Origin of the sequence: Streptomyces capoamus, from assembly GCF_014654935.1 — a bacterium.
GTDB classification, from domain to species: Bacteria; Actinomycetota; Actinomycetes; order Streptomycetales; family Streptomycetaceae; genus Streptomyces; species Streptomyces capoamus.
In genome coordinates, this window is the sequence record NZ_BNBF01000026.1 from 65,023 (window position 1) to 88,481 (window position 23,459).

The 23,459-nt window shown below is 74.7% G+C and carries 17 protein-coding genes and 1 pseudogene; 5 read left to right on the forward strand and 13 right to left on the reverse strand.

Annotation, left to right across the window (positions count from 1 at the left end):
- Both IE312_RS31595 and IE312_RS31600 read right to left on the reverse strand, forming a co-directional pair.
- Window positions 1-1,385: AMP-binding protein (locus IE312_RS31595; protein WP_229900663.1), on the reverse strand; the 1,385-nt coding region annotated here is incomplete at its 3' end.
- Window positions 1,382-3,055, reverse strand: a complete 1,674-nt coding sequence (locus IE312_RS31600) for an AMP-binding protein (RefSeq protein ID WP_189985685.1) — start codon at window positions 3,053-3,055, stop codon at window positions 1,382-1,384. The genes IE312_RS31595 and IE312_RS31600, both read right to left, overlap by 4 nt.
- Before the next feature lie 156 nt (window positions 3,056-3,211).
- Between IE312_RS31600 and IE312_RS31605 the strand changes: the two genes are divergently transcribed.
- From IE312_RS31605 to IE312_RS31615, 3 genes are all read left to right on the forward strand, one after another.
- Complete coding sequence (locus IE312_RS31605) at window positions 3,212-4,042, forward strand: helix-turn-helix transcriptional regulator (protein WP_189985686.1); 831 nt, start codon at window positions 3,212-3,214, stop codon at window positions 4,040-4,042.
- A 153-nt stretch (window positions 4,043-4,195) separates the two neighbouring features.
- Window positions 4,196-7,033, forward strand: coding sequence for an ATP-binding protein (locus IE312_RS31610; protein WP_189985687.1), 2,838 nt, complete (start codon window positions 4,196-4,198; stop codon window positions 7,031-7,033).
- A 202-nt stretch (window positions 7,034-7,235) separates the two neighbouring features.
- The gene (locus IE312_RS31615) at window positions 7,236-8,027 is read left to right on the forward strand and encodes a S1 family peptidase (protein ID WP_189985688.1); all 792 of its coding nucleotides are present in this window, start codon (window positions 7,236-7,238) and stop codon (window positions 8,025-8,027) included.
- A gap of 90 nt (window positions 8,028-8,117) precedes the next feature.
- Here the strand turns inward: IE312_RS31615 and IE312_RS31620 are convergent, their stop codons facing one another.
- From IE312_RS31620 to IE312_RS31650, 7 genes are all read right to left on the reverse strand, one after another.
- Window positions 8,118-8,819, reverse strand: coding sequence for a DUF5701 family protein (locus IE312_RS31620; protein WP_189985689.1), 702 nt, complete (start codon window positions 8,817-8,819; stop codon window positions 8,118-8,120).
- A gap of 73 nt (window positions 8,820-8,892) precedes the next feature.
- Window positions 8,893-10,020 carry a winged helix DNA-binding domain-containing protein gene (locus IE312_RS31625; protein WP_189985690.1) on the reverse strand — a complete coding sequence of 376 codons (1,128 nt, stop codon included), beginning with the start codon at window positions 10,018-10,020 and terminating at the stop codon, window positions 8,893-8,895.
- Window positions 10,021-10,124: 104 nt separating this feature from the next.
- Entirely contained in the window at window positions 10,125-11,447 is a 1,323-nt protein-coding gene (locus IE312_RS31630; protein ID WP_189985691.1) for an ABC transporter substrate-binding protein, read from the reverse strand.
- Window positions 11,444-12,586 (reverse strand): GlnX family signal transduction membrane protein, encoded by a 1,143-nt coding sequence (locus IE312_RS31635; protein ID WP_189985692.1) that lies wholly within the window; start codon window positions 12,584-12,586, stop codon window positions 11,444-11,446. Before IE312_RS31635 ends, IE312_RS31630 begins: the two co-directional genes overlap by 4 nt.
- Complete coding sequence (locus tag IE312_RS31640; protein WP_189985693.1) at window positions 12,583-14,172, reverse strand: vWA domain-containing protein; 1,590 nt, start codon at window positions 14,170-14,172, stop codon at window positions 12,583-12,585. Before IE312_RS31640 ends, IE312_RS31635 begins: the two co-directional genes overlap by 4 nt.
- A gap of 70 nt (window positions 14,173-14,242) precedes the next feature.
- Window positions 14,243-16,504: a serine/threonine-protein kinase gene (locus tag IE312_RS31645; protein WP_189985694.1), complete on the reverse strand. Its 2,262-nt coding sequence runs from the start codon at window positions 16,502-16,504 to the stop codon at window positions 14,243-14,245.
- 486 nt (window positions 16,505-16,990) lie between these two features.
- The gene (locus tag IE312_RS31650) at window positions 16,991-18,682 is read right to left on the reverse strand and encodes a S1 family peptidase (RefSeq protein ID WP_189985695.1); all 1,692 of its coding nucleotides are present in this window, start codon (window positions 18,680-18,682) and stop codon (window positions 16,991-16,993) included.
- A gap of 176 nt (window positions 18,683-18,858) precedes the next feature.
- Here IE312_RS31650 and IE312_RS31655 point away from each other — a divergent pair, with 176 nt between their 5' ends.
- Window positions 18,859-19,626, forward strand: a complete 768-nt coding sequence (locus IE312_RS31655) for a polysaccharide deacetylase family protein (RefSeq protein WP_229900669.1) — start codon at window positions 18,859-18,861, stop codon at window positions 19,624-19,626.
- Between the two features lie 13 nt (window positions 19,627-19,639).
- Here IE312_RS31655 and IE312_RS31660 read toward each other — a convergent pair whose 3' ends face one another.
- Window positions 19,640-20,653 (reverse strand): DUF2278 family protein, encoded by a 1,014-nt coding sequence (locus IE312_RS31660; protein ID WP_189985697.1) that lies wholly within the window; start codon window positions 20,651-20,653, stop codon window positions 19,640-19,642.
- A 194-nt stretch (window positions 20,654-20,847) separates the two neighbouring features.
- On the opposite strand from IE312_RS31660, the gene IE312_RS31665 reads away from it, so the two are divergent.
- Window positions 20,848-21,288, forward strand: coding sequence for an SRPBCC family protein (locus IE312_RS31665; protein WP_189985698.1), 441 nt, complete (start codon window positions 20,848-20,850; stop codon window positions 21,286-21,288).
- A 14-nt stretch (window positions 21,289-21,302) separates the two neighbouring features.
- On the opposite strand, the gene IE312_RS31670 is transcribed toward IE312_RS31665, so the two are convergent.
- From IE312_RS31670 to IE312_RS42690, 3 genes and pseudogenes are all read right to left on the reverse strand, one after another.
- Window positions 21,303-21,941 carry a LysE family translocator gene (locus IE312_RS31670; RefSeq protein ID WP_189985699.1) on the reverse strand — a complete coding sequence of 213 codons (639 nt, stop codon included), beginning with the start codon at window positions 21,939-21,941 and terminating at the stop codon, window positions 21,303-21,305.
- Window positions 21,942-21,984: 43 nt separating this feature from the next.
- Window positions 21,985-23,136, reverse strand: coding sequence for an XdhC family protein (locus tag IE312_RS31675; protein WP_189985700.1), 1,152 nt, complete (start codon window positions 23,134-23,136; stop codon window positions 21,985-21,987).
- A 39-nt stretch (window positions 23,137-23,175) separates the two neighbouring features.
- Window positions 23,176-23,459: pseudogene (locus IE312_RS42690) on the reverse strand (NCS2 family permease); the annotation flags it as partial.

Below are 23,459 nucleotides of genomic sequence, written 5' to 3' on the forward strand. Positions count from 1 at the left end.
GGCACCCCCACGACCTGGACGTCCCTGATCGCCGGGTGGGCGTGGAGGAACTCCTCGACCTCGCTCGGGTAGATGTTCTCGCCGCCCCGGATGATCATGTCCTTGATCCGGCCGACGATCTCGACGTATCCGTCCTCGCGCATCACCGCCAGGTCCCCGGTGTGCATCCAGCGGCCCGCGTCGATGGCCTCGGCGGTCCTCTCCGGATCGTTCCAGTAGCCGAGCATCACGCTGTAGCCGCGGGTGCACAGCTCGCCCGCCGTGCCGCGGGGCCGTGTCACCCCGGTGGCCGGGTCGACGACCTTGACCTCCAGGTGGGGCAGGACCCGGCCGACGGTGGCGGTGCGGTGTTCCAGGTCGTCCTCGATCCGCGTCTGCAGGGACACCGGGGAGGTCTCCGTCATGCCGTAGCAGATGGCGACCTGCTCCATGTGCATCTCGGCGACCACCCGTTTCATCACCTCCACCGGGCAGGGGGAGCCCGCCATGATGCCGGTGCGCAGCGAGGAGAGGTCGTAGGACGCAAAGTCCGGCAGGTTCAGCTCCGCGATGAACATGGTCGGGACGCCGTACAGGGAGGTGCACCGCTCGCGCCGGACCGCCTCCAGGGTGGCCGCCGGGTCGAAGGAGGGGGCCGGGATGACCACACAGGCGCCGTGCGAGGTGGCCGCGAGGTTCCCCATGACCATGCCGAAGCAGTGGTAGAAGGGCACCGGGACGCAGATCCGGTCCCGCTCGCTGTAGGCGATCAACTCACCCACGAAGTAACCGTTGTTGAGGATGTTGTGATGGGAGAGCGTGGCGCCCTTGGGGAAGCCGGTCGTGCCCGAGGTGTACTGGATGTTGACGGGGTCGTCGCAGGACAGTTCGGCGTGCGGGAGCTTTGGGACCGCGCGCTCCAGCAGCGCCTCCCAGCTCGGGTCGCCGAAGTACACGGTCTCGCGCAGCGCGGGGCAGCGGCCCCGCACCTCCTCGGCCATCGCCCGGTAGTCGCTGCCCTTGTGGGCCAGTGAGGCGAACAGCAGACGGACGCCGGACTGGTCGAGGACGTACTCCAGCTCGTGCGTGCGGTAGGCCGGGTTGATGTTGACCATGACGGCGCCGATGCGGGCGGTGGCGTACTGGACCAGCACCCACTCCGGGCAGTTGACCGCCCAGATGCCCACCCGGTCGCCCTTGGCGATCCCGCTCCCGGCCAGCGCCCGCGCCAGTTCGTCGACGGCGGAGCCGAACTCCGCGTAGGTCCAGCGCCGCCCGGACGGGACGTCGACCAGCGCCTCGCGGTCCGGCCAGGCCGCCACCGCCCGGTCCAGGTCGGCCCCGATGGTGTCGCCGAGCAGGGCGACCAGGCTCGTCCCGTGCTCGTACGACAGCCGGACGGTCACCGGAAGTCCTCCTCGCGGTACTCGTCGCCCGAGCCGGCGGCCGTGGCCTCGCGCAGCTCGATCCGGCGGATCTTGCCGGACACCGTCTTGGGCAGCGCGCCGAACTCCAGCCGCCGGACCCGCTTGTACGGGGCGAGCACCTGACGGGAGTGCTCGAAGATGGCCTTCGCGGTGTCGGGTCCCGGCTGCCAGCCCTCGGCGAGGACCACGTACGCCTTGGGCACGGCGAGCCGCAGTTCGTCCGGGGCGGGTACGACGGCCGCCTCGGCCACCGCCTCGTGCTCCAGCAGCGCGCTCTCCAGCTCGAACGGACTCACCTTGTAGTCCGAGGCCTTGAACACATCGTCGCTGCGACCGATATAGGTGAGATAGCCCTCTTCATCCCTCCTGGCGATGTCCCCGGTGCGGTAGTAGCCGCCCGCCATGGCCTCGGCCGTGCGGTCCGGGTCGCCGTGGTAGCCGGTCATGACGCCGACCGGGTGCTCGGCGAGGTCGATCGCGATCTCGCCCTCGCTCGCGCCGGGCGCGCCGGAGACCGGGTCGAGCAGTTCCACCCGGAAGCCGGGGCTGGGCCGGCCCATCGAACCCGTCTTCAGCGGCTGGCCGGGGCTGTTGGCGACCTGCACGGCGGTCTCGGTCTGGCCGAAACCGTCCCGGACCGTCACCCCCCAGGCCCGCCGGACCCGCTCGACCACCTCCGGGTTGAGCGGCTCGCCGGCGGCCACCGCCTCGCGCGGCGGGACGGCCAGCCGGCCCAGGTCGGCCTGGATGAGCATCCGCCACACCGTGGGCGGGGCGCAGAAGGTGGTCACGCCGACCCGGTCCATCTCGGCCATCAGCCGGGCCGCGTCGAAGCGGGTGTAGTTGAAGATGAATACGGTCGCTTCCGCGTTCCACGGCGCGAACAGGTTGGACCAGGCGTGCTTGGCCCAGCCGGGCGAGGAGATGTTCAGGTGCACGTCGCCGGGGCGCAGGCCGATCCAGTACATGGTGGCCAGGTGCCCGACCGGGTACGAGGTGTGGGTGTGCTCGACCAGCTTGGGCCGGGCGGTCGTGCCCGAGGTGAAGTACAGCATCAGCGGGTCGTCGGCCAGCGTCGGACCGTCGGGGAGGAACTCGGCGGACTGCGCGTACGCGTCCTCGTAGGGCTCCCAGCCCTCCTCCGGCAGGCCGCCGACCGAGATCCGGGTGTAGGCGCCGGGCACCCCGGCGAACTTCGCCGTGTCCTCGGCGCGCGCGACCACATGCTTCACCCGGCCCCGTTCCACGCGGTCGCACAGGTCGGCCGGGCCGAGCAGCGGGGTGGCCGGGATCACCACCGCGCGCAGCTTCATCGCGGCCAGCGCGGTCTCCCACAGCTCGGCCTGGTTGCCGAGCATGACGAGGACGCGGTCCTCCGCGGCGACCCCGCGCTCGCGCAGCCACCGGGCCACCCGGTTGGACCGCTCGGCCAGCTCGGCGAAGGTCAGCCGGGTCTCGGTGCCGTCCTCCTCGACGATGTGCAGGGCGGTGCGGTCGTTGCCGGCGGCGATCACGTCGAACCAGTCCAGCGCCCAGTTGAACTGCTCGGGCCGGGGCCAGCGGAAGCCGCCGTAGGCGGTGGCATAGTCCTCGCGGTGCTCCAGCAGGAAGTCGCGTGCGGTCCTGAAGGCCTCGGTCGCCGTCGTCATCCGTCCTCCTTGCCCGTGTGGTCGCTCGCCGGCGCGCCCCCGGCTCACTCCCGTGGTTCCCGGCCATTGCCGGGCGGCTCTCTGGCATCGTCTAATCCGTGATGCGGGTCTCACCACCCCCGAACGGGGGGTGCGGGCGGCCGGAAGGGCGGACAGGTGACGGCAGACGCGGTGGAGGCCGTGGAGATCGGTGGCGCGCTGGCCCGGCTGCGGCGCACGACGGGGCTTCCCGTCGCCTTCGGCGGGCTGGTCGAACCCGGCCGGCCGCGGATCCGCATCAGCGAGCTGAGCGGTACGACCACGGCGGCGCTGCGCTCGCTCGCGGTGACCTCCGGCAGCGGGCTCGGCGGCAAGGCGGTGGCACTGGCCCGGCCGTGCGCGGTGACCGACTACTCCAGCTCCCGGCAGATCAGCCACGAGTACGACGTACCGGTGGCCGCCGAGGGCATCCGGGCGGTGCTCGCGGTGCCGGTGGTGGTCCGGCGCCGGGTGCGCGGGGTGCTCTACGGCGCGCTGCGTTCGGCCCGGCCGCTCGGTGACCGCACGCTGGGCGCGGCGGTGGCGGCGGCCCGGGACGTGGAGCAGGCGCTGGCGGTGCGGGACGAGGCCCGGGGGCTGCTGGCGGCGGTCGGGCCGGAGCCGGCCGGCACCGGCCGGGGGGCCGGGTGGGAACAGGTCCGGGAGGCCCACGCGGCGCTGCGGGCGCTGGCACCCCGGATCGCCGACCCGGAGCTGCGGGCCGAACTGCTCGCCGCGTGCGGTCTGCTGACCGCGCCGCCGAGTGCCGGGGGCGTGACCCTGGCGCCACGGGAGCTGGACGTGCTGTCCTGGGTGGCGGCGGGCGCCACCAACGCGGCGGTGGCCGAGCGGCTGGGCCTGCGCCCGGAGACGGTCAAGGGGTATCTGCGGTCGGCGATGCGGAAGCTGGGCGCGCACACACGAGGGGAGGCGGTGACGACGGCTCGGAGGGCGGGTCTGCTGCCGTAGTTCCGACGACGGTGAGGAAACCTGCCATTCATCCGGCGCCGCTTTGAATTTCCCTCTGCTTGACCGTTTGTTATTTCCCTCACCACGGCTTCCGTCCGAATTTCCAGGATCGTTGCCTAGAATTTGGCCCGGACACGACACACGAGGGGAGCGGTGACCGTGCGACGGGACTTCCAGGAGCCTGCCAGGTGCCGCCCCGACCTGGTCATCGGCCGCGAGGAGCTGTTCGCCGGCGCCCGTGAGCAACTCGCCTCCGGGGGCAGCGTGCTGCTCCACGGCCCCGCCGGAATAGGGAAATCCACCGTCCTGCGGGCATTGGCCGAGGAATACGGTGCCACCGCGCGCACCGTCTTGCGCTGCTCGGCGACCGAGTCCGAATCCCACCTCCCCTTCCTCGCCCTCGCCGACCTCCTGGGCCTGGTCCTCGACGAGGTCTCCCCCCGGCTGCCCGCCGCCCAGCGCACCGCCCTGGAGTCGGCGCTCACCGGCCGCGGCGAGTCCAGCCTCCAGCGCGACGGCCTCGCCCTGCGCCTGGCCGTGCTCTCCGCCCTGCGCGCCCTCTCCGCCCACGGCCCGGTCCTCGTCGTCGCCGACGACCTGCAGTGGCTGGACCCGGCCAGCGCCGAACTCCTCGGCTTCGCCGCCCGGCGGCTGGAGGGCACCCCCGTCCAACTGCTGTGCGCGGTCCGCACCGAGGGACAGGACAGCCAGGAGTACGACCGCCACCTGCACGCCTGCCCGCCGGGCACCCGCGCGGTCCGGCTCGGCCCGCTCTCCCGCGCCCAGGTCGCCCAGCTGCTCGACCACCGGGGCCACGGCGGACTGTCCCGCTCCACCGTCCGCGAGATCCACCGCACCAGCGGCGGCAACCCGCTGTTCGCCCTGGAGCTGGGCCGCGCCCTCGCCGACAGCCCCACCCCGCCCCGGCCCGGCGAACCGCTGCCCGTGCCGACCTCGCTGCGCGCCCTGGTCCTCAGCCGCCTCGACATGCTCTCCGTGGAGGCCCGCCGCACCCTGCTGGTGGCCAGCGCCGGCGCCCGCCCCACCCCGGCCCTGCTGCACGCGGCCGGCCGGGACAACGCCGAGGCCGAATGCGCCCAGGCCGCCGAACTCGGGCTGCTGGCCACCGAGCCGGACGCCCCCGCCGTACGGTTCGCGCACCCGTTGATCTCCGCCGCGCTGTACGCGGAGGCCCCCGCGCACGAACGGCGGGCCGCGCACGCGGCGCTGTCCACCGCCGCCTCCGACCCGATCGAACGGGCCCGGCACCTGGCCCTGGCCACCACCGGCACCGATCCGGAGGTGGCCGACCGGCTGGCGGAGGCCGCCGCGCTCGCCCGGGACCGCGGGGCGCCCTCGGTCGCCGCCCAGCTGGGACTGCTCGCCGCCCGGCACACCCCCGCCGACGAGACCCCGAGCCCGCAGGAGCGCCGGCTGTCGGCCGCCGAGGACGCCATCACCGCCGGCGAGGTGGACCTGGCCCGGGACATCGCCCGGGAGGTGCTGGCCCGGGCGAGCGTGCCCGCCGACCGGGTGCGGGCCTGGATCATCGTCATCGACACCGCCGGCCACACCATGGCCGAGGTCGACGCCGTCTTCCCGCAGGCCCTGGCCGACGCCGGCGACGACCCCCGGCTGCTGGCCCTCGTGCACTACCAGCTCGCCTGGCGGGCGCTGATCGTGGAGGGCGACTTCACCGAGGCCCGGCAGGCCGCCGCGCACGCCGCCGCACTCGCCGCCCGCGGCCGGGACCGCCGCACCGAGCTGCTCGCCCTCGCCTTCCAGGCGCAGACCGAGACCCTGATGGGGCACCCGGACGCGCCCCGGACCATCCAGCGCGCGCTGAAGGAGCCTCAGGACCCGCGGGTGGCCTGGCACCACAACGGGGCGGCCAGCGCCCGGTTCCGGTGGCTGGTCATGGGCGACCAGCTGGCCGAGGCCCGGGCGACGGTCACCGCGCTGCTGCGAGAGGTGCGCCGGCGCGGCTCGGTGGAGAGCGAGGTGCACTTCCTGCGCGGCCTCGCCGAGACGGAACTGCGCGCCGGACACTGCGGGCGCGCCCTGGAACTGGCCCGCGACAGCCTGCGGCTCGCCCGCGACTCCGGCATCGGCGAGACCGCCTCGGCGATGCTCACCTCGCTCGCGGAGGCCTCCGGCGGCGATGTCGACCGTGCGCTGGCGCTGGCCCGGGAGGCGGTGGACCACGCCGAGGAGGACGGCGACCAGATGTACCTGTCCCGGGCGCTGGGCGCGCTGGGGCACGCGCAGCTGGTGGCCGGGGACCCGGCGGGCACCGTGCGCTCGCTGCGCCGGGTGCGCACCCTGGAGCTGGGGCTCGGCATCACCGACCCGGCCCGCGGCCGCTGGCAGGGCGACCTCGCCGAGGCACTGGTGCGGATCGGTGAACCCGTCGAGGCGCAGACCGTCATCGACGCGAGCCGCGAACACGCGCTGCGGCTCGGCCGGGAGAGCGTCCTCGCCGTACTGGACCGGTCCGAGGCGCTGGTGCGGGCCGCCCGGGGCGACCTGGACGCCGCGCTCGCCCAGCTGACGTCCGCTCAGGACCGGCTCGGCAAGCTGGGCTACGGCCTGGAGGAGGCGCGGGCCGCGTTCGCGCTGGCCCGGCTGCACGGCCGGCGCACCCCGGACGGGGCGCGTGCGGCCGCGGCGGCCCTGGACGAGGCGGCCCGGATGTTCCGGCGCTGCCGGGCCCTGCCCTGGCTGCGCCAAGTGGACGAATCCCGCGCCGCCCCGGAGCCGGAACCGGCGCCGGCCGTGCCGGACGCGCCGGCCGCCCTGGCGGTGCTGGCCGCGATGGAGCGTCAGGTCGCCGCGCTGGTCATGGAGGGCGCCACCAACCGGGAGATCGCGGCCCGGCTGTTCATCAGCGTGAAGACGGTGGAGGCGACCCTGACGCGGGTGTACCGGAAGCTGGGGATCCGATCGCGCGTCGACATCGTCCGATTGGCGGCAGGTCGCCGCGCGCCCTGAGCGGCGCTCTTGTTAACTGAACCGGACCGAGGGTTTTCCCTCACCCCACCCCCTAGGGGGTTCCCTCATTGGGAGCCGAGGGTTCCGGGTCCTAGCGTAAAGGGCGTGCCGCTCGCCCGGGCATATGGGGGTCGGTCCCGCGGCCCCCATGCAAACCCCACCCGCGCGACCCCCCACCGGTGCAACCCCACTGAGGAGACTCATGTTCGGGCTCACACGTGCAAGACAGACCGCCGCGACCCTGGTGGCCACCGCCGCCGCAGCGGCGACCGCGCTGCTCGCCTCCCCCACGGCGAGCGCCGCCCCCCAGCCCATCGTCGGCGGTACGGCCACCACGACGACCGCGTACCCGTTCATGATGCAGATCACGGACGCGTCCCAGAACCAGTTCTGCGGCGGCACCCTGGTGGCGCCCAGGAAGGTCGTGACGGCCGCGCACTGCATGACCGGCGAGACCACGAGCAGCATCCGCGTGGTCGGTGGCCGGACGTACCTCAACGGCACGAACGGCACGGTGAGCCGGGTGAGCGGGATCTGGGTCGACCCGGACTACACGGACGCCACCAACGGCGACGACGTGGCCGTGCTGACCCTGTCGACGTCGATGCCGTACACCCCGGCGTCGTACGTCTCCTCCTCCCAGACGGGGGTGTACGCGGCCGGCACCACGGCCCGCATCCTCGGCTGGGGCACCACCTCGGAGAACGGCAGCTCCTCCAACCAGCTGCGGACCGCGACCGTACCGATCGTGTCCGACTCCAGCTGCCGTTCCTCCTACGGATCGGACTTCGTCCAGTCCGACATGGTTTGCGCCGGATACACGTCCGGTGGCGTAGACACCTGCCAGGGCGACAGCGGCGGTCCCCTGCTCATCGGGGGCGTCCTGGCAGGGATCACTTCTTGGGGCGAAGGGTGCGCGGAGGCCGGTTACCCGGGTGTCTACACCCGGCTGACCACCTTCTCGGACCTGGTGACCGCGCAGGTCGCCTCGTGACCCGGAAGACTTCCCGAGCACCCCTCGGGTAATTGCCGGGGGGCGTTGCGAGCCACCACGAGCGGCCCGCAACGCCCCCTATCCACTCGCTCAGACCGTCCGGCGGCCCGTGGCGGAGCCGAAGCCCAGCCAGGTGTGCCGGTTGCCGGCCCAGCACCAGCCCACCTTGGGCGCGTTCCGGCGTTCCCGGCCGTCCCGCCCGGTGCCGTTGCTGATCCACACGGCCGGGGTACGGGCGTCCAGGGCGCCGTCGGGCTTGCGCCGCCGGGAGCCGAGGGTCATGAAGCAGTGGTTCCGGTCCAGCACGGCGGGCTGGTGCAGGACCCACTGGATGCCCTCGGTGAGCAGCAGCGGGGTGCGGGCCTCCGCGGTGAGGGCGGGCAGCGCCTCGTCCGGGCTCCAGTTGGCCATCCGGTCCCCGCGGTCGAGTCCGGTCAGGACGTAGAGCGGGGCGTCCGGCGGCACGACCGTGTCCAGCGGGGCGAAGAGGTCGACGTCGGTCATGTCCGTGACCACGAATCCGGGCTTGCCGTCGCGGCGCAGCAGCGGCGCGAGGACGGAGGCCGGGGCACGGTCCGGGTGCACGGCGAGCAGGGCCTCGGCGCCGGCGTCTTCGGCGGCCTCGGCGCGGGCGGCGAAGGCGCGCAGTTCGGTGGCGGGCAGCCCCGCGGTCTCGTGCACCCCCAGCTCGATCAGGCGTTCGGCCTGCGCGCCGAGGGGCGGAAGCGCGGGGAGGACGGGGAGGGGGGTGGCGGGGAGGGGGGTGGCGGGTAAGGGCGTCGTTGCGGTCACGATGCTCCCGGGTCCGGTGACAGGGTGGACTCCGGGGCCAACGGAACAGGCCGCCGAAACGTTCCCGTCCGCCTCAGGTCCGTGCGACCTTTCCGAACCGGATGTCGTAGGCGGCGCCCGGATGCATCACCGCGAGCATCCGCTCCCCTTCCGCGCCGACCTCCTCCCGCCGGGCCCGGTCCGGCTCCTCGAAGGTCTCGATGACGAGGGTGTGGCCGTCGAGCTGCCACAAACCGGCCAGGAATCCGTCCACGAGGAGGGTGCGGTAGGCCTGGTTGCCCCGCCAGTTGCGGCCCCGGTGGGCGGGCGGTACGACACGGGAACGGTCGGCGTGGGCGAGCAGGAGGTTGTCGAACTCCGGCAGGAAGCGGGGCGGTGCCGGGGTGTCCGGGTCGGGGCGCGGGGCGTCGGGCAGGTCGAAGAGTTCCACGCCGTCCGGGTCGCGGAAGGTGGCCAGCGCCGGGCGCAGGCGCTCGAAGACGGCCTTGAGACGGGTGAGTCCCGCCCAGGACTGCATGTCCCGCACGGACGCGGGACCGAACGCGGCGAGGTACCGCAGGACCACCGCGTCCGGCGCGGGCGCCGGTTCGGCGGGGCGGCCCAGCCAGTGCTCGACGGTGGTCAGGGCGACCTGGCCGCTCTCCTCCCACAGCCCGCGCGGGGTGACCTGGACGAGCGGCAGCGTGCAGCGGGCCGCGACGGCGAGGGCCCGCGGGTCGGCCTCCGGCCACACGGTGCCGAGCGCCTGCCGCAGCCCGGCCATGGTCCGCGGCTCGGCCTCGACCAGGTCACGGGCGACGGCCGCGATCCGGCCCGGATCGGCACCGGCGAGTCCCGCGCGGAAGGCGCCCAGTTCCCGGTCCCGGGCCGGCTGGACGAAGGGCCGCAGGGTGAGGCAGTCCTCGGCGGTGTGGGTGTGGATCGTGGACCGCAGGGTGACGATCCGGGCCACCTCCCGCCCGGCCATCAGCGCGGACAGCCGTTCCGGCGCGAACTCGGCCAGTCGGGCGGCGAGCGCGTAGTACGGCGGCTTGGTGTTCTGCGCCTGCAGCCCGACCAGATGGCCCACCGCGTCGAGGACCGGCCGGCCGGACCGGGCCAGCAGAAGCTGCCGGGCGAGGGTGGCCCGGTTCAGCGCCCGCACCCCCAGAACGGACCCGCTCGCCGCCGCACCGCTCCGCTTCCCACCGCTCCTGGCCATGACGGCACGCTAGCGCCCGGGACGGCCCGCGGTCCGCCCGGCACCGGCGGAACCAGGACCACGGGGGGAAGCGGGAGGAAGCAGGAGCGACCGCTTCCTGCCCCTCAGGGCGTGCGCCGGTCGCAGACCGACGGCAGCCAGGTCAGGTCGCGGGTGCCGCTGAGGGTGTCCAGGGAGTGCAGGAGGTCCTCCAAGTGGCCGGGATCGGCGAGGAATTCGATGGTGGCCTCGGCGAAGGCGTCGCGGACCGCGGGCGGCATCGCGTCGGACGCGTCGAAGCAGCGCGCCTCGTGCGGGTCACGGAGGGTGCGGGCCAGCGAACGGCGCCAGTCGGGGTCCGTGCCGCCGGGGGCGGGGCGGACGCCGGCGTGGACGGAGAAGCCGGACTCCCGGTCGCTCCACGCCTGTTGGGCGTCGGCGGAGGCCAGGTGGCGGATCAGCTTCGTGGCCTCCGGGGTGGCGTGCAGCAGGGCGACCAGGTCGCCGGAGACCTCCCAGGCGTGGGTTCCGGTGGCCCCGGGGATCAGCCGGGCGGAGGGGACGTAGCGGCCGTCGGCACGCTGCCAGGCCGGCCGGGCGCGGATGAACGAGGCCTGGTGCTCCAGCGTGCAGCCCCGCGGACGCGCGGTCACCGGCCGTGAGGCGTCCTGGTACGGCGTCTTCAGGATCCGCCGGAGCAGCTCCCGGTCGCCGCCGGCCCCGACCAGCTTGCCCCATGCCTTCCAGGCCTCCCTCACCTGCGGGGACCGCCAGGACAGAGCGCCGCGCGCCCACTTCTCGTAGACCTGCGTGCCGTAGCGCTGGAGCAGGATGTCCTCGATCCAGTCGGTGCCGGGCCAGCCGCTGGTGGCGCCGGAGCCCATGCCGACGCACCACTCGGCCGGCCGGCGCACCGCCCGTGCGCGCTGCTGCTCACCGACGTCGGCGGGGTACCAGACGATGCTCTTCAGGTCGGCCTTCAGCGGGAACCAGTACACGTGCCCGTCGGCGAGCGGCAGGGCCCAGGACGGGCCGAAGTCCTTCGTTTCCACGAGTTGTTCGAGCGGGACGAGCTGCTTCTGCCGGGCGTACTCGGCGAGTTCGCCGGGCCCGGTGAGCACCACCACGTCGGGCGGCGTCCCGGCCTCGACGTCGGCGCCGAGGACCTGGCTCTCGGCGTTGCTGCCCTGGTAGTCGACGTGGATGTGGTACTTCCGCTCGAAGGGCTCGATGACCGCCTGGCGGAAGTGTTCCTCGTCCTCGCCGGTCCAGTTGGCCAGCAGCGTGACGGTCGGCTCCTCGTCGAGGGCGCGTACGCCCACCACGACGGCCGCCGCCAGGAGGGCCAGGCAGCTCGCCACCACCGTGATCCCGCGGAGCAGGCGGCGCGAGGGGCGGGACCGGGTGCTCGGGACGGCCGTCGCGGGACCGCCCGGGGACGCGTTCACCGGGGCCTGAACCGGTAGTCGTCGATGTGCCGCCGCAGGCCCGTCTCGGCCAGTGCCATGAGCAGGACGCCTCCTATCAGGATCCACACCGCCGCCGCGGCGCGGAAGCCGGTGTGCGCCAGGTACGAGGCGGTGTTCCGCCCCGCGTCGGGGATGAGCCGCCCGGGCAGCGTGCGGTCGAGCAGGTGCCGGGTGTCCGTCATGCCCTGCTGGGTCCACACGGTGAACAGCGCGGCGGCGGCGAAGCCCGCCGCCGACAGGACGAGCGCCGCCAGGAGTTGGCGGTTGTAGCGGCGCCGGAAGCGGTGCCGCAGGTAGAGCTGGGTCTGCAGCAGCGCGGCGCCGAGGGCGAGGACCAGCAGCAGGCAGACGCTCCAGGCGAGCCAGAGCAGCGGGCCGAACGAGGTCTGCCGGTGCACGGTGGCCCGCTGCTGCCGTTGCAGGGCCTTCAGGCGGTCCTCTATTCCGGAGCCCTTCTGGGTCAGGATGTCGGTGGCGTAGGCGAGGTAGGCCTCCCGCAGCACGCTGTCGTCGGGCTGGAGCTGGGACTGCTGCACCTTGACGGCGTAGACGGTGATCAGCCCGGTGATCGTCTGCAGGGTCTGGCGGCCGGCCGGTCCGCCGAGGTCGTCGTCCGCGGCGGCGGCCGACAGGCTCTGCGCGGCGACCGATATCTGCTTCTGGAAGTCGCTGGTCGGGGCCGGCGCGCGGGCGTCCCGCCGCGCCTCGCCGAGCGCGTACAGCGCGGTGTCGAGGGACAGCACGGACGGGGCGGTGGAGGTGCGCAGCGGGTTCGCGTCGCCGTGCACGCCCTGGTACGACACGAAGAGCGACAGCGTGAGCAGGGCCGACAGGGTCAGCAGCAGGCGGCGGCGGACGGCGAGGTCGTGGGCGGTGGTGCTGCCGCCCTCCGGCGGGCGCCGCCCGGCACCGGGCGGCCGGGCCGGCAGGCGGGCGAGGCGGCGGTGCGTCCGGCCGGGGGTACGGCGGTCGGCCGGGCGCGTGCGCGGGGGCGGCGGTGCGGGGGGCGCCCCCGCGCCGGGAGCCGGACCCGGGGGCGTGCTCGGGACGGCGGCCGGGCCGTGCGGCGTGCCTCCTCCGGCACCCGTGCCGGGTGTCATGCCCCTGTCGGTGCTCATGCGGGTGACCCCCTCAGCAGCCGGCCGCAGTCGCCCCCGCAGTAGACGGAGTCGGCCGGGCCGAGCCAACGGCAGTCCGGGCACTCGACGAGCCCGTCGGGACGCACGGGGACGGCGGGCCCGGCGGAGCCGGACGGGACGGCGGCGCCCCCGGGCGGGTCGCCGGCGGGCGGGTCGCTGCCGGGCGGGGCTGCGCCGTCGGCGCGCGGCCCGCTCGCGGGGGGCCTCACCGGCGGCGGTTCCGGTGGGGTGGTCAGGGCACTGGAGAGGATCAGGTGCTGCCAGTCGACGTCCTTCAGCCCGCCGCGCACCCGGCCGGTACCCGGCGCGGCCTCGATCAGCCGGAGCGCGCCGAGCAGTTGGGCGTCGCCCAGTTCACCGGCCAGGGCGAGGGCGCGGGCGAGTTCGCGGTCCGCGGTGTCCCGGCCGTCGGTGCCGCGCAGCCAGGCCCGGTAGGCGTGCGCGACGGCGGCACCGGCCTGCTGGTACAGCTCGTGCCGGCGGACGCCGGGGTGCTGCCGGGAGGCGTCGAGCGGCTGGTCCGTCCAGCGCACCAGGACGGGCTGCGGTGCGGGCAGCCGTACCGGCCGGCCGAAGTCGGGCACGGCGATCTCCACGGCGGCCAGCTGGAGGTCCTCGCCGGTCTCGCGGCCGGTCGGGTCGGCGGTCAGGACGACCTGGAAGTGCCGGACCTCCTCACCCCAGGCGCGGGTGACGTACTCGGCGCCGCGACCGCCGGGGCCGGCCGGGACGGGGGGCAGTTCCTGCTCGTTCGGTACGACCTGTTTGACCTGGCGGACGACCGTGCCGGGGGTCGGGGTGAGCCTGATGCGCAGTTCCGGCACTGCCGTGCCGAGCAGTCCGGCAACCAACTCCTCGTATGCGGCGGGGAGTTCGGATTCGGCGCGGACGGCGTGGGCCCGGCCGTGCAGCCGCCGGGTGATGCGCAGCAGCAGTTCGGCGTCCCAGTCGTCGCCGATGCCCCAGGCGTCGCAGACGAACCGGCCCTCACAGGCGTCGAGGGCGGTGTCCAGGGCCATGGCGGCCCGGTGGTCGTGCTCGTTGCGCCCGTCGGTGAGCAGCAGGACGTGCTTGACGGGGGCGGGCTGGTCCTTCAGGAGCCGGCGCGCCAGGTCGAGCCAGGTGCCGATGGCGGTGCCGCCGTCCGCGTCCAGGATGCGTACGGCCCGTTCGGCGGCCTCGCGTTCGGCCGGCCCGGCGACGGCCAGGACGGCGCTGCCGGGCCCGGGGTGGACGAGGGCGGCGTGGAACCGGCCGGAGAGCACGGCGAACGCGGTGCCGTCGGGCAGCATCCGGACCGCCGCGACGGTGGCGTCCTTGGCGGCGTGCAGTTTGGCGGCGGGGTGCAGCATGGACCGGGAGGTGTCGACGATCAGCACCTCGGCGAGGGCCGGCCCGGTGCCGGGCACGGGCGCGCCGGTGCGGCCCGGGCGGCCCCTGACCCCGATCTCCAGGATGGCGTGCATCTCCCGGTCGGGATGCCGTCCGTCCGGGTCCGCCACGACGGGCAGTTCCTTCTGCTGGCCGACCGCGAGGGTCACCTCGGTCTCCTCGGCCACGGTCATCGCTGCCTCTTCCCAAGTGTCCAGAAGTTCGTCCCGTCCGGGCGTCGTACTCCCGGGCGGCCGTGCGGGGTCAGAACGTGGTCATGGGCCGTACCGCGTGCGCCAGGTCGAGGAGCCGGCCGTGTTCGCCGGCGGTGCGGGCCTGCGCGGCCAGCTGCCGGAAGGAGTGCTCCAGCCGGGTGCGCAGGCCGTCCTCGTCCCCGGGCCCGAGGAGGTCCCCGGCCGGGAAGTCCGGCCCCCACCCCGGGGCGGGCCGCCCGTACAGGGCGTTCTCACGGACCTCGGCGACCAGCCGGGCGCGGGACTCGCCGCCGGCGGCGCCGCCGTCCAGGCGCAGTGCGGGCAGCCGCCGGGCCGCGTCCCGCAGGCCGGCCGGGGTGGGCGGGTGGCCGTGCAGGATGCCGGCGCGGACGCGGACGGCCGCGATGCGGGCGGCGTCGTAGTGCCGGGAGGTGGCGGGGACCTCGTCCAGGACGTGTACGGCGGCGTCCCGGTCGCCGCCGGCCAGGTGGCCGCGGGCCAGGCCGAACGCGGCGGCGGTGTGCGCCGAGTCCCGTTTCCAGACCGCCTCGTAGTAGCGCATGGCCCGGGCCGGACGGCTGCCGTCGCGGGCCGCGGCGGCGGTGTGCTCGGCGCAGTAGCCGAGAGCGAGCTTGGGCACGTACTCGCCGGGCAGGGCGCGGTAGACGGCGTCGAAGCGGGCGCCCGCCGGCTCCACCTCGCCCCTGCTGAGGTGCAGGACACCGTGGTGCCAGGCGATCCGCCAGTCGTGGGCGGCGCGTTCGCCGAGCTGGGTCTCGGCCTCGGCGAGCCAGCTGCGCGCCGCCTGCTGCTCGCCCTTCCTGAGGTAGGCGCGGCACAGCCAGAGCGCCGTCTCCGGGGTGCCGAGCCGGGACTCCCGGGGCCACTGCCGGGCGACCCGGTCGGGGGCGTCGGGCGGGAAGGTGTCCAGCAGCAGGGCGGCGCCGTCGTCGGGGTCCGGGACGGGCTCCGGCAGGGCCCCGGCCACCTCGGCGGCGGCGGGCGGGGAGACGTCCAGGCCGGCGGGGTGCCCGCCGGGACGGGCGGTCCAGTGCTCCAGGGCGGGAATGGCGCCGAGGCCGGCATCGAGGCTGGCGCCGGTGGCGCGGAACCGGGTGGAGCTCTCCGGCAGCTGCTCGCCGAACTGCAGCGAGCGGAACTCGCGCAGCACCTCCCACAGTTGGCGGGACATCTCGGCGGCCGAACGGAACCGGGCGCGGGGCTCGGCGTGGGTGGCGCGGGCGATGAGGCGGCGGAAGGAGTCGGGGGCGAGGCCGCGGGCGGGTTCGGTGCCCCGGGCCAGGGCCTGGAGGGTCATGCCGACGGTGTAGAGGTCGCTGTCGACGTGCCAGCCGCGCCGGTCGATCTCCTCCTTGGGCGGGGCGAAGCCGGCCGTGTAGACGTAGGCGGAGGTGCGGTCGCCCATGGCGCGGACGGCGCCGAGGTCGATGACCTTGACGGCCCGGCCGAAGTGGATGACGTTGGCGGGCTTCATGTCGCAGTACAGCAGGCCGCGTTCGTGCATGTACTGCAGGGCGCCGAGGATCTTGCAGCCGTAGGTGAGGACGTGGTCGAGGCGGGGGCGGCCGTGGAAGATCCGTTCGACGTCGTCGGCGTCGAAGAGCTGCTGCAGGGAGCGGCCGCCGATGTAGTCCATGACCAGGTAGCCGGTGGGTTCCCGGCCGGCGGCGCGGTGTTCGGCGTAGGTGATGATGCGGACGATGTCCGGGTGGTGCAGGTCGGTGAGGGAGCGGCGTTCCTCCACGGCGGCGCGGCGGGCGAGGGCGTCGTGCACGTTGATCTGGCCCTTGAGGACGACCCGGTGGCCGTCGGCCCGGGTGTCCTCGGCGAGGTAGACCCAGCCGAGGCCGCCGTGGGCGAGGCAGCCGAGCACCTTGTAGTGACCGGCGACGACGTCGCCCTTGGCGAGCTGGGGCAGGAAGGAGTAGGGGGTCCCGCAGCGGGGGCAGCGGCCGGTGGCGCGGGCGGGCTGGCCGCCGTAGCCGATGCCGATGGTCATGGTGCAGCCGTCCGCGCCGCAGCGCCGGCCGCCGGTGGGCGGGCGGGGGTCCTCGACGAGCACGTCGTCGGGGACGGGGATCTCGGGCAGGACGACCAGTCCGTGCTGGTCCAGTTCGCCGATCCCGGCGACGGCGTGCACGGCGGCCGGGCCGGGTCCCTCCTCGTCGGGGCGGACCGGCGGCCGGGTCCGGGGCGCGGTGTGCGCCTCGCCGTGCCGGTGACCGCAAGTGTCGCAGTAACCGGTGCCCATGATGCGCCCCGCGCAGCCGGGCCGCAGACACGAGATCACGGAGCACCCTCCCCTCCGGGCGCGGAACGAACCGTCACGAGACCCGTCCCGGCACGGTACGGGCCATCAGGGGACCCGCCCCTTCCGGGCTCGAAGCGAACCGTCACGAGCTTCCCTCCTGCCCGGGCTCCGAACGAACCATCACAGGCCCCCCCGCCCGGGCACGAAACCAACTGTCACCAGCAGCCTCCTCCGGCCCGGGCACGGAACGACCCAACACGAAGCCCTCCCGCCCGGGCTCGGCCCCAACCGTCACCAACCCCTGCCGCCAGGGCACGGAACCGACCGTCACCAGCCCTTCCCGGGCCGCGCCCGGTGTGAGCCGGCACGCGGTTCCGTCCTCCGTGGACGCGGGCGGACGCCACGCGTGGGGCGCCCCCCGCCCGGACGGGACCGGAGGGGGCGGTCCGGACGCCGTGTGCCGGTGGCCCCGCCGCTCCTCCCCCACGGGGTGCGCCGCGTGCTCCCCGTACGCGCGCCGGCCGTTCACGAGGCGCCCTCCTCTTCGGGCGCGTTGGTGGAGCAGAAGCCGACGAACCGTTCGACGGCGGTTTCGGCCCGTTCGATGTCGCAGGGGGTCTGCCGCAGCAGCGACACGGCCTGTTCGTAGAGCCGGTACGCGGCCATGACCCGGTCGCCGTGCGCGGCGGCCCGCTGCCGGCACAGCGGCCACTCGGCGCCTACGCGGCCGAGGAGTTCCTCCCGGCGGCGCAGCCGGGCGTCGAGCAGGCCGATGGCCTGCTCCAGGCGCCGGCGGCGGCGGCCGACGGCCTCCTCGAAGGTGAACAGCAGGCCGGCGCGCGCCGGTTCGCGGTCCCGGTCGGGGGTGTGGGCGAGCCAGGCACGCAGCATCCGGCTGCGCCGTACTCCACCCTCGGCACGGTCGAGCAGCGCGCGGCTGCCGGGCGCGGGCAGCACCCGGTGCCTGCGGTCCTCCAGTGCGGGCCCCAACTCATCCGTGACACAGCTCAGTTCGGCGTGCAGCCGGGCCCAGCGGGCGCGCAGCGGGCGGTGCACGAGGAGCTCGGCGGCCCGGGTGGCGGGCTCCCCCGGCCCGCGGAACGCGAGCAGCAGCCGGGCCCCTTCGCGGGCGAGCCGTTCCAGCAGGGCGAGCAGGGCCTCGGGTTCGGCGGCCTGGTCCACGGCGACGAGCACGGCGGCGAGCGGGAGGCGCAGGCTGCCCAGCCGTTCCGGCCGGGGGTCGTCGCGGATGCCGAGGCGCTCGGCGATGCGGTCCATGACTTCGGCGGCCGTCAGTCCCTTGACGTCCAGGGCGAGGTCGTGGGCGCCGGCGGGGGGCACGGTCTCGGGCGGGTCCTGGCTGACCGCGCTGGTGTTGCGGTGGGTGCGCAGTTCGCGGTCGGCCAGGGTGACGGCGCGCTGCAGGGTCCAGGCGCGGTCGCCGGGGGCGGGGACGACGGTCACGAGCACCGGCCAGCCCTCGCCGCGGAACCAGGAGGCGAGTTCGGTGGCGAAGGGGACGTCGAGCCGGCCGGCGGCGGGTCCGGTGCCGGTGCGCAGCCGCGGGTCGACGGCCTCGGCGCCGTCGGTCCAGGCGGCGACCTGCGGCAGGTGGCTGAGGATGGTCTCGGTGGGGCTCATGTAGCTGAAGGCGGAGCCCGGCCCCTCGTCCACGCTCAGCACGATGCCGATGACCTGGTCGGTGGCGTGGTCGACGACACCGCCGCCGCTGAAGCCGGGGGCGGCGAGTTCGCCGGGGGTGAGCGGGCGCAGCTGGACCTGGCTGTCCCGGCCGCGGGCGGCGACCAGGGTGGCGCCGTGCCAGCGGCCCCCGTCGTCGCCGTCCGGGAAGCCGTACATGCTGACGGGGCCGTGCGGGGCGGCCAGCCGGTAGAGCCGGGTGGTGTGTTCGGCGGGCAGCGCCGTGGCCAGGCGCAGCAGGGCGAGGTCGCCGCTGCGGTCGCCGAAGGTGTCCTCGCGCTGGGGCACGTGTTCTTCGGGGCGGACGGTGGCGGGTACGGCGTCCAGGCCGGGCACGCCGACCAGGCGGACGGCGTAGCGGTGGCCGGGGCCGACGACATGGGCGGCGGTGAGCACCCGGTCGGGGGCGAGGAGGACGCCCGCGCCGAGGACGCGCCCGTCCGGTGTCTCGATGCGGGCGATCCAGCGCGGTGTCCGTAAGCGCGATGCGACGACTCGCTCCCCCGTGCGCGTCATGGTCCCGAGGTTACTCCGCGTACCCGCTCGGTACCACTGGTGTGCACGGGAGCGTTGCGGACGCCTGGGTTCAGTCACCCCGGTATTCGAACTGGTGCACTATACACGCGGTGTATAGTCCGGGCATGCCTCTTTCGACCGACACGATCTCCACACCGGCGCACGCGACCAGGAAGATGCGCGGAACGCGCCGGGGGTTCCGCGGATGGGCGCTCGCGTCCGCCGCCGCCTGCCTGACCCTGACGCTGGCCGGCTGCGCCGAGGTCGACACGACCGCGCCGAGCACCGCACGCGCCGAGGCGGCGCACGGGGCGCCGGCGAAGTTCGGGACCGTCGACTGCCGCGAGGCCAAGTGCATCGCGCTCACCTTCGACGCGGGACCCAGCGAGAACTCGGCCCGGCTGCTGGACATCCTGAAGGAGAAGAAGGTGCCGGCCACCTTCTTCCTGCTCGGCAAGCGGCACATCGAGAAGTACCCCGAGCTGGTCAGGCGGATGGCGGCCGAGGGGCACGAGGTGGCCAGCCACACCTGGGACCACAAGATCCTCACCCGGATATCCGACGCGCAGATACGCGAGGAACTGAAGCGGCCCGACGACGCGATCGAACGGCTCACCGGGCACAAGCCGACGCTGATGCGCCCGCCGCAGGGCCGTACCGATGCCGACGTGCACCGGATCAGCAAGGAGCTGGGCCTGGCGGAGGTGCTGTGGAGCGTGACCGCCAAGGACTACACGACCGACGACTCGGACCTCATCACGAAGCGCGTCCTCGACCAGTCCTCCCGGGACGGGATCATCCTGCTGCACGACATCTACCCGGGGACCGTGCCGGCCGTGCCCGGCATCATCGACGCGCTGAAGGCGCGCGGCTACGTGTTCGTGACGGTTCCCCAGCTGCTGGCGCCCGGGCGGGCGGAACCCGGCAAGGTGTACCGCCCGTAGCCGTCCGGACCGTTCAGAACACCACCGTCCAGCCCTCGCGGGTCTCCGGTCCGGCGGTGCTGGCGACGCCGTGGACCTTCAGGCCGGCCGCGTCCAGCAGGGAGATCTCCGCACCCTCGGCGCCGGGCCGGGCCTCCGCGCCGAGCGGCACGGTGAGGCAGGCGCCGGGCGCGAGCGGTCCCGCGGCCCGCACCGGCGCCCCGCGGCCGAGCCGGCCCACGACGCGCCAGCCGGACAGGTCGACGGGGTCCGGCGAGGTGTTGAGCAGCGTCACGGTCCGCGCCCCGGGGGCGGGGCCGGCCGGGTCGAGCAGCGCCGCGACGATCCGCACCGGCTGCCCGGCGGGCGTGGGCCGGGTGCCGTCGACGTGTTCCAGGCTGTGCCCGGTGGTGTCGTCGGTGTGCCAGGACTGGCTCTGGAAGGCCAGGAAGATGCCGACCCAGCGGGACCGGCCGGGGAAGCGCAACAGGAGTCCGCCGTCCTGCCAGACGCCGTCGTCGCCGCGGAACCGGTGGCTGTTGCCCTGGTTCATGTGGACGTCGTGCACGCCGTTGCCGGGCAGGAACCCGAACACCTGGTCCTGAGCCGCGGGTTCGGGCCCGAAGCGGGAGCCGAAGACGTACAGCCGCGCCGCCGGGTCGGCCACCGCACGCCGTACGTAGTGGTCGAGGAGGTCGGCGAGGTCGTTGTCGGGGCCCGCGACGTCGGGCGGGAGCGAGCGCATCCCGGCCGGGTCGAAGAGGTTGCCGCGCACGAAGTCGAGGTTCGGGCCGCCGGGGCCGGGCGGCAGGGTGTTCCAGCCGCCGGGCAGGCCCTCCAGACGGGCGGTCAGCGGGTGCCGGAAGTCGTCGGCGACCAGGTAGAGCAGCTCGGAGGGGCGCTCCTGCGACAGCACGTTGACCGCCGCGCGGTAGTGCGTGCCCCCGTCGTCCAGGAGGTGGATCTGGTAGTGCGGTGTGTGGCTCGCGCCTTCACGCCGGGTGTCGACGGCGCGGGCGTGCAGAACGCCGTAGGTCTTCAACGGCATCGCGATCAACTCCCCCGTGCGGCAGGCGTGTCGGCCTGCCCAGGGCAGGAAGGTTCCGAACGGGACGTGTGTCCGCCGCGCCGCGCGCCGGCGGTTCCAGCGTACGTCCGGGCCCGGGGCCCCGCCACGCGGACGGGCGGGCGGGACGGCGTGTGCGGCGCCGGTGACCGGCGGGCACTGCCTACGATCGTGCCGTGCCCACCTTCTCCGTCGAACGTACGGTCCCGCTCCCTGCCGAGGAGGCCTGGCGCCGGCTCACCGACTGGCCCCGCCACGCCGGCGCGGTACCGCTGACCCGGATCCGGGTGCTCACGCCCGGGCCGACCCGCGAGGGCACGCGCTTCGTGGCCCGGTCGGGAGTCGGGCCGCTCGTCCTGGACGACATCATGGAGGTGACGGTCTGGCGTCCGCCGGCCGACGGCGCCTGCGGCCTGTGCCGCCTGGAGAAACGCGGTCGCGTGATCCTCGGCTGGGCGGAGATCGAGGTCCTCGCGGCCCCGGGGGACCGCAGCCGCGTGGTCTGGCGTGAGGAACTGCGCGTCCGCTTCCTGCCCTCCGCCGTCGACCCCGCCCTGGAGTCGGCCTCCCGCCGCCTGTTCGGCCGCGCCGCGGACCACCTGCTCGAACGGCCCTGAACCACGGGCCCCGTTCAGTCCCCCCGCCCGGTCAGCGCCACCGTCACGCCCAGGCCGATCATCGTCAGGCCGCCCGCGCCGCCGACGGCGGACAGGCGGCGGGGGGAACGGGCGAACCAGTCGCGGGCGGAGGACGCGGCCAGACCCCAGACGCCGTCGCAGACCAGTGCAATGGCGTTGAAGACCAGCCCGAGCAGCAGCATCTGCGCCGGTACGTGACCCCGCGAACGGTCCACGAACTGCGGCAGCACGGCGGCGAAGAACACCATGGTCTTGGGGTTGGCCACGCCGACCGCGAACCCCTCGCCGAGGGTGCGCAGGCCCCCGCGCGGGGGACCGGACTCCGCGACGGCGGAACGCAGCGAGCCGCGCTGCCGCCACGCCTTGGCCCCGAGGAACACGAGGTAGGCCGCACCGGCGAGCTTGAGGGCGGTGAAGACGAGGACCGAGCGCTCGACGAGCGCCCCGATGCCGAGCGCCACGGCCACGACGAGCACGTACGCGCCGAGCGTGTTGCCGGCGACGGTGGTCAGCGCGGCGCGGCGCCCGTGCGCCAGGGCCCGCCCGACGACGAACAGGACGCTGGGGCCGGGGACCACGATGAGCAGGAGGGACAGGGCCGCGAAGGCGGCCAGTCGGTCGGGGGAGGGCATGCCGTCATGGAACACAGCGGCGACGGCCGCCGGCAAACCCTTTTCAGGCGACCGACCCGATGCGGGGCGCCGGCAGCGCCGCCGCGTCGTGGTGGATGGGGGTGTGGGCGCCGGTCAGCGACACCCCGCTGCCGCCGCGCCGGCCGGCGACGATCTCCGCCGCGATGGACAGCGCCGTCTCCTCGGGCGTCCGCGCGCCGAGGTCGAGGCCGATCGGGGAGCGCAGCCGGGCCAGCTCCAGCTCGGTGACACCGACCGCGCGCAAGCGTTCATTGCGGTCCAGGTGGGTGCGGCGGGAGCCCATCGCGCCGACGTAGGCGACCGGCAGCCGCAGCGCCAGCTTCAGCAGCGGTACGTCGAACTTCGCGTCGTGGGTGAGGACGCACAGGACGGTACGGCCGTCCACCTCGGTGCGCTCCAGGTACTCGTGGGGCCACCGCACGACGATCTCGTCGGCCTCGGGGAAGCGGGTACGGGTGGCGAACACCGGGCGGGCGTCGCACACGGTGACGTGGTAGCCCAGGAACTTGCCGACGCGGACCAGTGCGGAGGCGAAGTCGATCGCGCCGAAGACGATCATCCGGGGTGCGGGGACGGAGGACTCGACCAGGACCGTCAGCGGGGACCCGCAGCGCGAGCCCTCCTCGCCGATCTCCAGGGTGCCGGTGCGGCCCGCGTCCAGGAAGGCGCCGGCCTCGGCGGCGACCGTACGGTCCAGCTCGGCATGGGCGCCGAAACCGCCGTCGTACGACCCGTCGGGCCGGACGAGCAGGGCCCGGCCCCGCAGCCGCGCCGGGCCCTCGGCGATCCGCGCGACCGCCGCCGCCTCCCCCCGGGCGGCGGCGGCCAGCGCGGCCGCGAGCACCGGCCGGGCGGGACCGTCCGCCCGGACCGGGGTGACGAGGACGTCGATGACGCCGCCACAGGTCAGACCGACGGCGAAGGCGTCCTCGTCGCTGTAGCCGAAGCGCTCCAGGACGGTCTCGCCGTCCTCCAGCGCCTGCCGGCACAGCTCGTACACGGCGCCCTCCACGCACCCGCCGGAGACCGAGCCGATGGCCGTGCCGTCGGCGTCCACCGCGAGGGCGGCGCCGGGCTGGCGCGGGGCGCTGCCGCCGACGGCCACCACGGTGGCGACGGCGAAGTCACGGCCCTGCTCGGCCCACCGGTCCAGCTCCTCGGCGATGTCCAGCATCTGTCGGTCTCCTCACGGGTTGCGGGAAGGATTGGGGGGCTAGTGGACGCCCAGCCAGCCCTCGATGGGATGGAGGGCGAAGTAGACGAGGAAGACGACCGCCAGGCCCCACATGAAGGCGCCGATCTCGCGGGCCTTGCCCTGGGCCGCCTTGATGGCGACGTAGGAGACGACGCCCGCGGCGACACCGGTGGTGATGGTGTACGTGAACGGCATCAGGACGACGGTCAGGAAGACCGGTACGGCGGTGGCGCGGTCGGCCCAGTCCACGTGCCGGGCGTTCATCAGCATCAGGGCGCCGATGACGACCAGGGCGGCGGAGG

What these genes read in the sequence shown, in the direction of transcription:
- IE312_RS31670 (WP_189985699.1), bottom strand. Translation starts at nt 21,941, where the DNA reads ATGCCCTCCCCCGACCGACTGGCCGCCTTCGCGGCCCTGTCCCTCCTG.
- IE312_RS31640 (WP_189985693.1), bottom strand. Translation starts at nt 14,172, where the DNA reads ATGACCGTGGCCGAGGAGACCGAGGTGACCCTCGCGGTCGGCCAGCAG.
- IE312_RS31635 (WP_189985692.1), bottom strand. Translation starts at nt 12,586, where the DNA reads ATGAGCACCGACAGGGGCATGACACCCGGCACGGGTGCCGGAGGAGGC.
- IE312_RS31675 (WP_189985700.1), bottom strand. Translation starts at nt 23,136, where the DNA reads ATGCTGGACATCGCCGAGGAGCTGGACCGGTGGGCCGAGCAGGGCCGT.
- IE312_RS31650 (WP_189985695.1), bottom strand. Translation starts at nt 18,682, where the DNA reads ATGACGCGCACGGGGGAGCGAGTCGTCGCATCGCGCTTACGGACACCG.
- IE312_RS31600 (WP_189985685.1), bottom strand. Translation starts at nt 3,055, where the DNA reads ATGACGACGGCGACCGAGGCCTTCAGGACCGCACGCGACTTCCTGCTG.
- IE312_RS31655 (WP_229900669.1), top strand. Translation starts at nt 18,859, where the DNA reads ATGCGCGGAACGCGCCGGGGGTTCCGCGGATGGGCGCTCGCGTCCGCC.
- IE312_RS31625 (WP_189985690.1), bottom strand. Translation starts at nt 10,020, where the DNA reads ATGGCCAGGAGCGGTGGGAAGCGGAGCGGTGCGGCGGCGAGCGGGTCC.
- IE312_RS31660 (WP_189985697.1), bottom strand. Translation starts at nt 20,653, where the DNA reads ATGCCGTTGAAGACCTACGGCGTTCTGCACGCCCGCGCCGTCGACACC.
- IE312_RS31615 (WP_189985688.1), top strand. Translation starts at nt 7,236, where the DNA reads ATGTTCGGGCTCACACGTGCAAGACAGACCGCCGCGACCCTGGTGGCC.